General features: G+C 29.7%; 12 protein-coding genes. 9 read left to right on the top strand and 3 right to left on the bottom strand.

Annotated features, from left to right (window positions below):
- Window positions 1–5 precede the first annotated feature (5 nt).
- The 5 genes from FHS04_RS10505 (at window position 6) to FHS04_RS10485 (ending at window position 5,924) form a co-directional block, all read left to right on the top strand.
- Window positions 6–1,121: a glycosyltransferase gene (locus FHS04_RS10505; protein WP_106676685.1), complete on the top strand. Its 1,116-nt coding sequence runs from the start codon at window positions 6–8 to the stop codon at window positions 1,119–1,121.
- A complete protein-coding gene (locus tag FHS04_RS10500; RefSeq protein ID WP_027880261.1) occupies window positions 1,112–1,657 on the top strand; it encodes an RNA polymerase sigma factor in 546 nt (181 codons plus the stop codon). The genes FHS04_RS10505 and FHS04_RS10500 overlap by 10 nt, the downstream gene beginning before the upstream one ends.
- Window positions 1,658–1,760: 103 nt before the next feature.
- Window positions 1,761–2,639 (top strand): lipoyl synthase, encoded by an 879-nt coding sequence (lipA, locus tag FHS04_RS10495; protein ID WP_027880262.1) that lies wholly within the window; start codon window positions 1,761–1,763, stop codon window positions 2,637–2,639.
- Complete coding sequence (gap, locus tag FHS04_RS10490; RefSeq protein ID WP_027880263.1) at window positions 2,639–3,634, top strand: type I glyceraldehyde-3-phosphate dehydrogenase; 996 nt, start codon at window positions 2,639–2,641, stop codon at window positions 3,632–3,634. The genes lipA and gap overlap by 1 nt, the downstream gene beginning before the upstream one ends.
- Window positions 3,635–3,680: 46 nt before the next feature.
- Window positions 3,681–5,924, top strand: coding sequence for an ATP-binding protein (locus FHS04_RS10485; RefSeq protein WP_106676683.1), 2,244 nt, complete (start codon window positions 3,681–3,683; stop codon window positions 5,922–5,924).
- On the opposite strand, the gene lpxK is transcribed toward FHS04_RS10485, so the two are convergent.
- Window positions 5,911–6,915 carry a tetraacyldisaccharide 4'-kinase gene (gene lpxK / locus FHS04_RS10480; protein WP_106676681.1) on the bottom strand — a complete coding sequence of 335 codons (1,005 nt, stop codon included), beginning with the start codon at window positions 6,913–6,915 and terminating at the stop codon, window positions 5,911–5,913. The genes FHS04_RS10485 and lpxK overlap by 14 nt on opposite strands.
- Before the next feature lie 90 nt (window positions 6,916–7,005).
- Between lpxK and FHS04_RS10475 the strand changes: the two genes are divergently transcribed.
- From FHS04_RS10475 to msrA, 3 genes are all read left to right on the top strand, one after another.
- The gene (locus tag FHS04_RS10475) at window positions 7,006–8,100 is read left to right on the top strand and encodes a Nif3-like dinuclear metal center hexameric protein (RefSeq protein ID WP_106676679.1); all 1,095 of its coding nucleotides are present in this window, start codon (window positions 7,006–7,008) and stop codon (window positions 8,098–8,100) included.
- A gap of 3 nt (window positions 8,101–8,103) precedes the next feature.
- Window positions 8,104–8,889 carry a zinc ribbon domain-containing protein gene (locus tag FHS04_RS10470; RefSeq protein WP_106676677.1) on the top strand — a complete coding sequence of 262 codons (786 nt, stop codon included), beginning with the start codon at window positions 8,104–8,106 and terminating at the stop codon, window positions 8,887–8,889.
- A gap of 132 nt (window positions 8,890–9,021) precedes the next feature.
- Complete coding sequence (msrA, locus tag FHS04_RS10465; RefSeq protein WP_106676674.1) at window positions 9,022–9,678, top strand: peptide-methionine (S)-S-oxide reductase MsrA; 657 nt, start codon at window positions 9,022–9,024, stop codon at window positions 9,676–9,678.
- On the opposite strand, the gene FHS04_RS10460 is transcribed toward msrA, so the two are convergent.
- The gene (locus FHS04_RS10460) at window positions 9,675–10,475 is read right to left on the bottom strand and encodes a class I SAM-dependent methyltransferase (protein ID WP_106676672.1); all 801 of its coding nucleotides are present in this window, start codon (window positions 10,473–10,475) and stop codon (window positions 9,675–9,677) included. The genes msrA and FHS04_RS10460 overlap by 4 nt on opposite strands.
- 89 nt (window positions 10,476–10,564) lie before the next feature.
- Here FHS04_RS10460 and FHS04_RS10455 point away from each other — a divergent pair, with 89 nt between their 5' ends.
- Window positions 10,565–11,239: a hypothetical protein gene (locus FHS04_RS10455; protein WP_106676670.1), complete on the top strand. Its 675-nt coding sequence runs from the start codon at window positions 10,565–10,567 to the stop codon at window positions 11,237–11,239.
- Between the two features lie 126 nt (window positions 11,240–11,365).
- On the opposite strand, the gene FHS04_RS10450 is transcribed toward FHS04_RS10455, so the two are convergent.
- On the bottom strand, window positions 11,366–12,751 hold the full coding sequence (locus FHS04_RS10450) for a sensor histidine kinase (protein ID WP_106676668.1): 1,386 nt from the start codon (window positions 12,749–12,751) through the stop codon (window positions 11,366–11,368).
- Between the last annotated feature and the right edge of the window lie 66 nt (window positions 12,752–12,817).

The following is a 12,817-nucleotide window of genomic DNA, read 5'->3' as shown; positions in this document are numbered from 1 at the left end:
AAAACATGATAATACTTGATATACTGTTCTACAGTTTTATAATTGTAGTTATCATTCAAGTATTATACTATGCTGTACTTTTTGGTAGTTTTTCTTTTTCAAAAACAGAATCAAAAGCTACTAAAAGCAACTTACCTATTTCGGTCATTATTTGTGCTAAAAATGAAGCCGAAAACATCAAACGTTTTTTACCTTCAATTTTAAATCAAGATTATCCAAACTTTGAAGTTGTTTTAATTAACGACGCTTCTATTGATGATACTTTAGATGTTTTTGAAGCTTTCGCTGAAAAACATAATAACATAAAAATTGTAAACGTAGAAAATAACGAAGCGTTTTGGGGCAATAAAAAATATGCCCTTACATTAGGTATTAAAGCAGCAAAACACAAACATTTACTATTTACAGATGCAGATTGCAAACCTATTTCTAATCAATGGATTTCTGAAATCGTTTCACATTTTACAGAACAAAAAACTATTGTTTTAGGTTATGGCGCTTATCAAAAAATTAAAAACTCATTTTTAAATAAACTTATTAGATACGAAACCTTACTTACTGCAACACAATATTTTTCTTTTGCTAAAATAGGCATACCATATATGGGCGTAGGTAGAAACCTCGCTTATCATAGTGATGAGTTTTTTAACGCTAACGGTTTTATAAACCATATAAAAATAAGATCTGGTGATGATGATTTATTTATTAATGAAGTCGCAACCGAAAAAAACACAACTATTTGTGTAAATCCGCAAAGTTTTACCTTATCTATTCCTAAAACTAATTTTAAAGATTGGTATAGACAAAAACGCAGACATGTATCTACTGCAAATCTTTATAAGTTTAAACACAAATTTTTGTTAGCGCTATTTTACATTAGTCAGGTTTTGTTTTGGCTTTTAGGAATAGTACTTATTTCAACACTTTATTTATGGCCATTTGTGTTAGGAATTATTATTTTAAGGTTTATCCTACAATTTTTAAGTATCGGATTTTCAGCAAAAAAATTAAAAGAATTTGACATAGTTTTTTTACTTCCTCTTTTAGAGACTTCTTTACTTGTCATACAATTCTGTATCTTTATAAATAATAAAATTTCAAAACCTAATTATTGGAAATAAAAGACGCTATAAAAAAAGCTAAAAACAACGACCAAAAAGCGTTTAAACAGTTACTAAACACTTATTGGGACCAAGTATATGGTTTTCAATTAAAACGTGTTGAAAACGAAAATGACGCAGAAGATATAACCATACAAACCTTCTCTAAAGCGTTTGATAAGATTGAGACTTTTGACGAAAAATATACATTTAGCACTTGGTTAATTACCATTTCTAAAAATATACATATTGACATTGTAAGAAAAGAAAAAAACTCAATCAAACATGCACTATCTAGGACAGATGAAGAAGTATATAATGTTTTAGACGAAACACCTTCTGTTGAAGACAAACTAATTACAGAACAAAACCTAGCTAAACTACTTAGAGATATAAAAAAGTTAAAGCCTCATTACCAAGAAGTAATTAACTTAAGATATTTTCAAGAATACAGTTATAAAGAAATTTCTGAAGAGCTTAACGAACCTATAAACAACGTAAAAGTTAAATTGTTACGAGCAAAAAAATTACTTGCAGAGATTATTCAAAAAAAATAAATTTCACAATTAAATTCTCATACAATTTGCTAAAATTAGTTAACCAAGCTAAAGTTTTAAATCACACTTATAACTCGTATCTTTGCAAGTAGAAAAATAAACTATGAATACAGAGAACGTTTCAAATATATTACCAGAAAGAAAACCTAAACCAAAATGGTTACGTGTTAAATTACCAACTGGTAAAAAGTATACCGAATTAAGAGGCTTAGTAGACAAGTACAATTTAAATACCATTTGTACTTCTGGAAGTTGTCCAAATATGGGCGAATGTTGGGGAGAAGGAACTGCTACTTTTATGATTTTAGGTAACGTTTGTACAAGGTCTTGTGGCTTTTGTGGTGTAAAAACAGGTAGACCAGAAGATGTAGATTGGGACGAACCTGAAAAAGTTGCTCGTTCTATCAAAATAATGAAAATTAAACATGCAGTTTTAACTAGTGTTGATAGAGACGATTTAAAAGACATGGGAAGTATCATGTGGGCAGAAACTGTTAAAGCTGTACGACGCATGAATCCTGAAACAACAATGGAGACTTTAATTCCAGACTTTCAAGGTATTGAAATGCATATTGATAGACTTATCAATGTTGCTCCAGAAGTTATTTCGCACAACATAGAAACCGTAAGACGCTTAACTAGAGAAGTACGTATACAAGCAAAGTACGACCGTAGTATGCAAGTTTTAAAATATTTAAAACAGCAAGGACAACGCCGTACAAAATCTGGTATAATGTTAGGTTTAGGTGAAACTAGAGAAGAAGTTATTGAAACACTTCACGATCTTAAAGAAAACGACGTAGATGTTGTAACTATTGGACAATACCTACAACCAAGTAAAAAACACTTACCGGTAAAACGTTTTATTATGCCTGACGAATTTAAAGAATACGAAGAAATAGGACTTAAATTAGGTTTTAGACATGTAGAAAGTAGCGCTTTAGTTCGTTCATCTTACAAAGCTCAAAAACATATTAATTAATGATAACGGTTGCTATTAACGGTTTTGGTCGTATTGGTAGACGTGTTTTTAGATTATTACATAATCATCCATCCATAAAGGTTGTTGCTATAAACGATTTGGCAGATGCTAAAACATTAGCTCATTTATTAAAATACGATAGTATACATGGTGTTTTTCCTGCTGAAATTTCTTCAACAGAAAATACAATAATAGTTAATAATAAATCTATTCCATTATTTAACAAAAAGCACCCTAAAGAAACCGATTGGTCTTTAGTTAATCCTGATTTTGTAATTGAGTCTACAGGAAAATTTAAAACGTCTGAAGATTTAGAATTTCATTTAAAGAACGGAGCTAAACGAGTAATTTTAAGTGTTCCTCCAACCGAAGATGATATTAAAACCATTGTTTTAGGCGTAAATGAAAGTAGTATTAATGGCGAAGAAAAAATAATATCTAACGCCTCTTGTACTACTAACAACGCTGCACCAATGATTAACATCATTAATGATTTGTGTGGTATAGATCAAGCTTACATTACAACAGTACACTCTTACACTACAGATCAAAGTCTACACGACCAACCTCACAGAGATTTACGTCGTGCCAGAGCTGCTGGACAAAGCATTGTACCAACCACAACTGGAGCAGCAAAAGCATTAACTAAAATTTTTCCTGAATTATCAGATGTTATTGGTGGTTGTGGTATTAGAGTTCCAGTTGCTAACGGATCTTTAACAGATATTACTTTTAATGTTAAAAAGACAGTGACAATTGAAGAGGTTAATCAGGCTTTTAAAAATGCTTCAAAAAACCAATTTAAAGGCGTTTTAGAATATACAGAAGACCCTATAGTATCTATTGACATTGTAGGCAATACACATTCATGTATATTCGATTCTCAAATGACCTCTGTCATAGGTAATATGGTAAAAATTATAGGTTGGTACGATAACGAAACTGGTTACTCTAGCAGAATTATTGACTTAATTAACTATTTATCGAATAAATAGTTAATTTTTTCTGATAAATATTTATATTTGTTTGATGTGTAATGCTATGAGTACCCTAACCAAAACATACCTACTATACTTATTTATAGGCCTATTTGGTCTTAATCTATTTGCTCAAGAAGAATTAACTCAAACTGAAATTGAGTCAATTCAAGAAAGTATAGATTTTGACATTAATTTTGCTCAAAAAAACATAGACAATAACGAGTATTACAAAGCTCAAGACGATTTAGAACAAGCACTAGAATTAGCACAACAAATTAATGACAATAAAAGTATTGGCTTAATCTACTCAAAAATGGGTAAATTGTATTACATACAAGAAAACCCAGAAGAAGCCACCAAAATTCTTGTAAAAGCTATAGAAAAACAACGCTTTGCCAAAGACAATATAAATATTGCAGAAACCTATAAAACCCTAGGATTAGTATATCTTAAGCAAAAAAAAGAATACAATAACGCTATAGATTACTTTAATTCTGCAGAAGTGATTTTTGAAAACGAAGATTTACACTCCTTTGAAGCAGAAACTAAAATGTATAAAGCAGACGCTTACTACATTTTAAAAAACTATGAAATGGCAGATGAGTTATATGAAGATGCTATTAGCCTTTCAAAAAGATATCAACACAATCAATTATTAAGTATAAACTACTTAAAATCTGGACTAACAAAAGCTGCTTTAAACAACATTGAAGAGGCAGAAGAACTAGCTGAGTTAGGATTTCAAATTGCAAAAAAAAATGGGTTTATAGACATTATAAGCACTGGTTATAAAATAAAAAGCGACATTAAAGAAGCAGCTGGCGACTATAAAACGTCTAATTCTTTACTAAAAAAACACCTTAAGTTAAATGACTCTTTACTTCAAGTAAAACGCTCTTATTTAGCAGAAGATAAAAAACTAGATTTTTTATATGAAAACCCAATAGAGTATCAAAAAGAAAGAGAAGCAGATTTACAAAAAGAAGCAAACTCTTCATGGTTAGAAAAATTAACTACCATATTAAGTATTGCTTTAATTACTATTCTTTCTTTATTAACATTATCGCTTTACAAAAACAATAATATTAGATTAAAATCTAACAACATTTTACATAAAAAAAATGCAGAGCTTACCGTTGCAATGGAAAAAGCTGAACTTGCTACAAAAACTAAAGCAAACTTCTTATCTACAGTAACGCATGAGTTAAGAACACCTTTGTATGCCGTTACAGGACTTACAAATATGCTATTAGAAGAAGACCCAAAACCTGAACAAATACAGCATTTAAAGTCTCTAAAATTTTCAGGAGATTATCTACTAACTTTTATTAATGACATCCTTCAAATTAATAAAATTGAAGCTAATAAAGTAGATGTAGAACCAGAAGTTTTCAACCTAAAAAAGAAAGTAGAGAACGTTATTTCTGCATTAAACAATTCTGCATTAGACAACAACATCAACATTCATTTTGAATACGACCGTAATCTACCAGAAAACTTTAACGCCGATCAATTAAAAATATCTCAAATTTTAATTAATCTTATTGGTAACTCTATAAAATTTACCAAAGACGGTGATATTTGGATTAGAATTATTCAACAAAAAGTATCTGGAGATAATCTTGAAGTTAGATTTGAAATTGAAGATAATGGTATTGGTATAAGTGAAGAGAAGCAACAAAATTTATTTGAAAGTTTCTCTCAAGGCTCTATTCAAATAAACCGTAAATATGGCGGTACTGGTCTAGGACTTTCTATCGTAAAAGGATTAATAGACATTTTAAAAGGAAAGATTTATTTAAAAAGCGAACTAGGAAAAGGAACCACTTTTTACTTTGAATTACCTTTAAAAAGAAGTCACGAAGAAGTAAAAGTAGAAAAAACGACTTACTTTAAAGATGTAGACGAAATAGAATTAAGTAACATTAAGATTTTAGTTGTAGAAGACAACAAAATTAACCAAATGATTACACGTAAAATTCTAAATAAAATGAATCTATATTGTGACGTTGTAGACAATGGTGAAGAAGCTGTAGATAAAGTTAAAACAGGAAATTACGATGTTGTTTTAATGGATATACACATGCCTGGAATAAGCGGTATTGAAGCCACAAGAATGATTAGAGCATTTGATAGAGAATTAACCATTTTTGCATTAACAGCAGTTACTATTGAAGATAAAATGCAAGAATTTGACGAAGCTGGTTTTACAGACATCATCCCTAAACCTTTTAAACAAGAAGATTTTGAGCGTAAACTTTACAATGCTTTAATGTCTGAAGGTTCTCAAATTAGCCAAGAGTAAACGCTTTAACTAAAGCATCAAATTGTTCTGAATTATCAATAACCGTTTTAATTGGTAAATAGTATAATTTACCTTTTAAAACAGCTTCATTTTTAAGACGCATATAATCTTTTTCTGTAGTTACAATCTTATCTAATTCTGAAAGCTTTTTTATATCGTTTTCAGTAAAATTATGATGATCTTTAAACTCGATATGATTAAAATCTAACCGCAGGGATTTTAGATAATTTACTAAAGGTTTTGCATTTGCAATACCTGTTACTAAAGTAAAAGATTCAAGTTTGTTTAAACTAACCTTTTGTGTTTCATTTAAAACAGAATTACCATAACCAATATGACTAAAAAACACATGTTGATATACCTTTGGTTTCAATTTTAAAACAATAGCTTTTTTTTCTAATTGAGTCAAAGATTCAGGACATTTAGTTACCACAATTATATTAGCTCTTTTTGCCCCTTTTTTTGGCTCGCGTAGATTTCCTGTTGGTAAAACAAAGTCATCTACATAAAGATTGTTATACGTTGTTAGTAAAATATTATAACCTGCTTTTACTTTTCTATGCTGAAACGCATCATCCAAAATAACAACTTCTGGTTTTGGTTTTATTGCTCTTAATGTTGATATGCCATGTTGCCTATCTTCATCAACTGCAACTGTAATTTCATTTTTAAATTTATGATAGAATTGAAATGGTTCATCACCTAATTCAGTCGCTGTAATATTGTCTTCTGCCAATAAAAATCCTTTTGTTTTTCTTCCGTAACCTCTACTTAAAGTAGCTAATTTGGTTTTATCTTTTAATAGTCTAATCAAATATTCAACCATTGGTGTTTTTCCTGTACCGCCAGCACTTAAATTACCAACACAGATTATAGGAAAATCATAGCTCGTGGACTTAAACCAACCTTTATCGTAAGCTAAATTTCTAAACCAAGTCACTAAAAAATAAATTGGCACAAAAGGAAAAAGTATGATTCTTATAAATTTCATTTTAAGATAAAATTTCTGTTTTGTTTTAACAGATTACAGTAACGAAAGTAAATATTTTATATTTGTTTTAAATTATTAAATCTAAAAAGTATGCTAATAAAAGACATTATTAACGCTTTAGAAGAAGATGCACCATTACACTATGCAGAAGATTTTGACAATGTTGGTCTTTTGGTTGGCAATAAAAATACCGAAGTAACTTCGGCTTTAATCACATTAGACACAACTGAAGATGTTGTAGAAGAAGCTATTGCAAAAAATTGCAATTTAATTATCAGTTTTCATCCTATCATTTTTAAAGGTTTAAAAAGCTTAACAGGCAAAAATTATGTAGAGCGCACTGTTTTAAAAGCCATAAAAAACGATATTGCTATTTATGCCATCCATACTGCTTTAGACAATTACAAAAAAGGTGTAAACGCTATGCTTTGTAATCAATTAGAACTTGTTAATCAACGCATTTTAATTCCGCAAAAACAAACTATAAAAAAACTAACAACATTTGTTCCTAAAGCAGAAGCAGAACAACTTCGAAATGCACTATTTAGCACAGGAGCAGGAAGCTTAGGCAATTATAACCATTGTAGTTTTAACGTAGAAGGTGTTGGCACATTCAATCCTAACGAAGACGCAAATCCTACTATTGGTAATATTGGTGAAACACATTACGAAAACGAAACAAAAATTGGCATTACATTTCCTAAACACTTAGAAAACAAAGTTTTAGAAACATTATTTAAATCACATTCTTATGAAGAGGTTGCTTACGAGGTAACTACTTTAGAAAACACAAATCAAAATATAGGAATGGGAATGATTGCTGAATTTGAAACCGCTATGACAGAAGTTGATTTTTTAAATCATCTTAAGCAAAAAATGAAGGTTTCAAACATTAGACACACTCAATTTTTAGAAAAACCAATCAAAAAAGTAGCGGTTTTAGGTGGTTCTGGTAGCTTTGCTATTGGTACTGCAAAAGCATCAGGCGCAGACGCTTATGTCACTGCAGACCTTAAATATCACGACTTTTTTCAAGCAGAAAACAACATCCTTTTAGCAGATATTGGACATTACGAGAGCGAACAATACACAAAAAACGGTTTAGTAGCAATACTTACAAAAAAAATTCCTAATTTTGCATTCGTTTTATCAAACACAAATACCAATCCTGTTAAGTATTTTTAAAATATGGCAAAGAAGAAAGAAGCAACAGTAGAAGAACGTTTAAGAGCATTATACGATCTACAATTAATCGACTCTAGAATAGACGAGATAAGAAACGTTCGTGGAGAACTACCTTTAGAGGTTAGCGATTTAGAAGATGAAGTTGCGGGATTAAAAACAAGACTAGAAAAATTAGAAGAAAGTCTTAATAATATTGATACTGAAATTTCTGATAGAAAAAATTTAATTGAAGAATCTAAAGCTTTAATTAAAAAGTACACAGAACAACAAAAAAATGTTAGAAATAACAGAGAATTTAACTCTTTAAGTAAAGAAGTTGAATATCAAGAATTAGAAATTCAATTAGCTGAAAAGCACATTAGAGAATTTAAAGCTCAAATCGAGCAAAAGAAAGAAGTAATTGCTAAAACTAAAGAGCATACTAAAGATCGTGAAACACACCTTAAACACAAAAAAGGTGAATTAGACGCTATTTTAAAAGAAACTGAAAAAGAAGAAAAAGCTTTAATTGAAAAGTCTGAAGAGTCTAAAGATAAAATCGAAGATCGTTTAGTAAAAGCCTACGAGAGAATAAGAGCAAACGTAAAAAACGGATTAGCTGTTGTACCAATTGAAAGAGGTGCATCTGGAGGATCTTACTTTACAATTCCGCCACAAGTACAAATGGAAATTGCGTCACGTAAAAAAATTATTACAGACGAGCACAGTGGACGTATCTTAGTAGATTCGGCTTTAGCAGACGAAGAGCAAGAAAAAATGAACAAGTTATTTGCTAAGTTATCATCTTAAGCTAAATAACAGAACAAATATTTTATCAGAGCCTTCAATAAATTGAAGGTTCTTTTTTTTTAAGACAATTTTATAAAAAAGAAATTAAGGCTTTAGTAATTTTTACGTCTAAAGATGAAAAAGAAATTTATTATGAAACGATTACTACCTATCCTATTACTTACGCTCCTTTTTAGCTGTAATAATCAAGCACAAACAAATCCAAAACAAGAAGCAGTAAAAAATGCCAAGCCTATTGAAGTACCTTTAAAAAACGGATTAGCTAAAGCATATTTTGCTAGTGGCTGTTTTTGGTGTGTAGAAGCAGTTTACGAAAGTGTTAAAGGTGTAAATGAAGCTATAAGTGGTTATTCTGGCGGATATACACAAAACCCAACTTACGAGAAAAGTAACACAGGATTAACGGGTCATGCCGAAGCTGTAGAAGTAATTTACGACCCTAAAGTTGTTAGTTTTTCAACCTTAGTAGATGTATATTTTGCTTCGCAAAATCCAACACAAGTTAATGGACAAGGACCAGATCGTGGATCTCAATACCGTTCTATTATTTTTTATCAAAATGATGCACAAAAGAAAATTATAGAAGAGAAAAAAGCTGCTTTAGCTAAACAATTAAATGCAACAATTGCTGCAGAAGTCTATCCATTCCAAAAATTTTGGAAAGCAGAAGATTATCACCAAAACTATGAGAAGCTACATCCTGAAAACCCATATATACAAAACGTTTCTATACCTCGTTTAAAAAAGTTTCAAGCTAAAATGCCTGAAGTTTTAAAGGAAAAACACTAAACTTTCCTAGCCTTTATCTCAAAAATTAAAGGATACAATTTATCTTTAGTAACGTACATTTCAGATTTAGTTTTTTCTAAATTTGGAAGTACGTTATAAGGACTTTCATCATACTCGTTTAAATAATCAATACGTAGACCAGCTTCGGTTAATGCGTTAATGACTTCGCTTAAACCATGGTTCCATCCATATTCTTTACTTATCATTTTAGAATCAGTATCTGCGTAAGTCCCTTCGTATTCTTCATAAATTGCTTCATCTTGCATGTAACCGTATTTCATTTTTGGTTGTCCGTCTAAATAATCAAACATCCAAACTATTGGATGAAACTCGACCATATAAAATGTACCTCCTTCTTTTAAACGCTCTGCAATCATTTTTCCCCAAGGTTTTAAATCAGGTAACCAACCTATTACTCCATAACTAGTAAAAACAATATCAAACTGCTCTTTTACATGTTGTGATGTATCCAAAACATTACAACATATAAAGTTGGCATCTAATTTTAATTGATTATTTAATTGTTGCGCAAGTTTTACACCTTCGTCACTTAAATCTACTCCTGTACACTTTGCGCCTAACCTACTCCAACTTAAGGTGTCTTGACCAAAATGACATTGTAAATGCAATAACGACTTACCTTTTACGTCTGGCAAAGCTTTTAATTCGTATGCATTAAGCGAGTTTTCACCATTTATAAATGCGTCTAATTTGTAAAAATCACTATTGGCGTGTGCTTTTACTTTTTTATTCCAAGTAGCTTTATTTGTACTAAAGGCGTCGTTTAGGTCTTTCATTTTTGTAAATTAATGATGCTAAATTTCATCTAAAATTAAACTAAAAAATTGATTCCGAATTTCTATTACGTATTTTTGCAAAAAAACTCATGAGATTACTTTATACAATTTCTATACTTTCAATTTTACTTTTTAGTTGTAAAAATGAAACTAAGCAAGTCCAAAAAGAAGAATCAAAACCAATTACTACTGCCGAGAAAATTGCTAACAACTATGGGTTTAAGCAGTTTAAAAACATTAAAGAAATAGCATTTACTTTTAATGTAGATAGAGATAGTTCTCATTACCAACGCTCTTGGATATGGAAACCTAAAAGTAATGATGTAACTTTAATTACTGCTAAAGATACAATTACTTACAACCGAAAATCTATTGATAGTACATCTATAAAAGCTGATCAAGGCTTTATTAATGATAAATTCTGGTTGTTAACTCCATTCCAATTAATGTGGGATAAAAATGCTTCAATATCAAAAGTTGTAAAAGCTAAAGCACCAATAAGTAAATTAGAAACTAATAAAATAACTATTACCTATCCTAATAATGGAGGATATACACCTGGTGATGCTTATGACTTTTATTTTAATGATAATTACCTTATTACCGAATGGGTTTATAGAGAAGGAAATAAAAAAGAGGCTTCATTAATTACAACTTTTGAAAACCACAAAGATTTTAATGGTATTAAAATTGCTTTAGACCATAAACAAGCAGATGTAAATTGGAATTTAAACTTTACTGATATAAAAGTTACCACAGAATAAACCTTTCGGTTTTTTAATCTTAATTTTGTCTTATATAATGTAAGTTTCACGTGGGTTTAAAACTTAAAACGTATAGCTTACATTTTCCGCCATATGGCGTCTATATATATTTGCGCTTTGATTATATCAAGGCGCTTTTTTGTAGTCTTCTAGTGTAAAGTAAATCTGGGTACCATGTCCTAAGGCACTTTCTATTTTTATTTTTCCTCCTAAGATATTTATATAAGCATTAGCAATGGTTAACCCAAGTCCTGTACCATGTAAAGCAGACTCATTATCTAAATCTACTTTATAAAAAGGCAATCTTACTTTATCCAGATCTTTGTCGGCTATACCAATACCCGTATCTTGAATTTTAAACTCTACTTTTTTATTGTTTAAAATATTACAAATTACATTTACTACTCCATAAGGTTTAGTAAATATAATAGCATTTTTCACTAAGTGTTTAAGTGCTTCATAAAGCTTTTCTTGGTCACTCAATAGCCTATAACCTTGCTTTATTTCTACAGTAATCATTAGTTTAACTTTATGCGCTTTAGCTAAAGGAGAAAGATCTGTTTTTACGTTTTCTAAAAGACTTTCTATATTTATAGACTCTTTATTAATAGTATATAAACCAGACTCTATTTTGGATACTTCTACAACATCATTAAATACTTTCAGTATTTTATTACTATTAGTTTCAATGATATTGAAGTATTCTTTATTTTTTTCATCAATATTTAAACTCGATTTTAATAACGCTGCACTACCCAAAACACTGTACATAGGTGTATTAATTTCATGACTCATGTTACCCAAAAAGGCTGTTTTTAACCTATCCGATTGCTCTGCTTCTTCTTTAGCTTTAATTGTTAATTTATTTTCTTCTATCAATCTATCCTGAAGCTCTGCTTCTTTAAGTAATGCTTTATTTAGCTGTTTAATTAAAAATGCCACACAAAACACAGTAAGTAAAGAGAATAATATATTATTAATAAATACAGTCATTAACCCTTCAAACGGACCTTCTACATAAAAATTAATTTCAATAATTTTAAAATATTTTATAACTAATACTAAAAAATAAAATAATGCTGTAAGTAAAACCGTATAAACACCTGCTTTTGTACCACTATAGAGTGTTACAAGTATGCTAACCATATAAAGTAAAATTGGTCCATTTCCTCCTAATCCTAAATCCAAAACCAGACAAAGTGATAGCACAAAAAAGTTAACAGTAAAAATTTGTTTTCTATGTTTTAAACTAAGTGGCTTATAGAAAAAAGCAAAAAACAATAAAATTATAGCTAACGTATCTATGTATAAAATAAACAATTTATCTAAAACTATTGCTGCTGTAATACTTGGCACATAAGCTACAGAGCCTAGCAAAACGGTTAAAGTTATTATTGAAATAAAAAGTTTATCCCTGTAATAAGATAAACGATCTGTTTCATTTTTATGATTTTGCATATCTAGATAAGAGATATACCATCTTTGATATTTACGTAGAAAATCTCTTATCATTTACGTTAAAGTTAGTTTCATAAAAAATCAATCAAAAAAATTAAACTACTAATGTAATTATAACAA

The organism is Mesoflavibacter zeaxanthinifaciens subsp. sabulilitoris, assembly GCF_014191595.1.
Taxonomy (GTDB): domain Bacteria; phylum Bacteroidota; class Bacteroidia; order Flavobacteriales; family Flavobacteriaceae; genus Mesoflavibacter; species Mesoflavibacter zeaxanthinifaciens.
The sequence above is the reverse complement of the archived record's forward strand: the minus strand, read 5'-3'. Positions and strand labels throughout refer to the sequence as shown.

Coding starts and splice junctions, on each gene's coding strand:
- FHS04_RS10505 (WP_106676685.1), top strand. CDS start 6: ATGATAATACTTGATATACTGTTCTACAGTTTTATAATTGTAGTTATC.
- lipA (WP_027880262.1), top strand. CDS start 1,761: ATGAATACAGAGAACGTTTCAAATATATTACCAGAAAGAAAACCTAAA.
- gap (WP_027880263.1), top strand. CDS start 2,639: ATGATAACGGTTGCTATTAACGGTTTTGGTCGTATTGGTAGACGTGTT.
- FHS04_RS10485 (WP_106676683.1), top strand. CDS start 3,681: ATGAGTACCCTAACCAAAACATACCTACTATACTTATTTATAGGCCTA.
- lpxK (WP_106676681.1), bottom strand. CDS start 6,915: ATGAAATTTATAAGAATCATACTTTTTCCTTTTGTGCCAATTTATTTT.
- FHS04_RS10475 (WP_106676679.1), top strand. CDS start 7,006: ATGCTAATAAAAGACATTATTAACGCTTTAGAAGAAGATGCACCATTA.
- FHS04_RS10470 (WP_106676677.1), top strand. CDS start 8,104: ATGGCAAAGAAGAAAGAAGCAACAGTAGAAGAACGTTTAAGAGCATTA.
- msrA (WP_106676674.1), top strand. CDS start 9,022: ATGAAACGATTACTACCTATCCTATTACTTACGCTCCTTTTTAGCTGT.
- FHS04_RS10460 (WP_106676672.1), bottom strand. CDS start 10,475: ATGAAAGACCTAAACGACGCCTTTAGTACAAATAAAGCTACTTGGAAT.
- FHS04_RS10455 (WP_106676670.1), top strand. CDS start 10,565: ATGAGATTACTTTATACAATTTCTATACTTTCAATTTTACTTTTTAGT.
- FHS04_RS10450 (WP_106676668.1), bottom strand. CDS start 12,751: ATGATAAGAGATTTTCTACGTAAATATCAAAGATGGTATATCTCTTAT.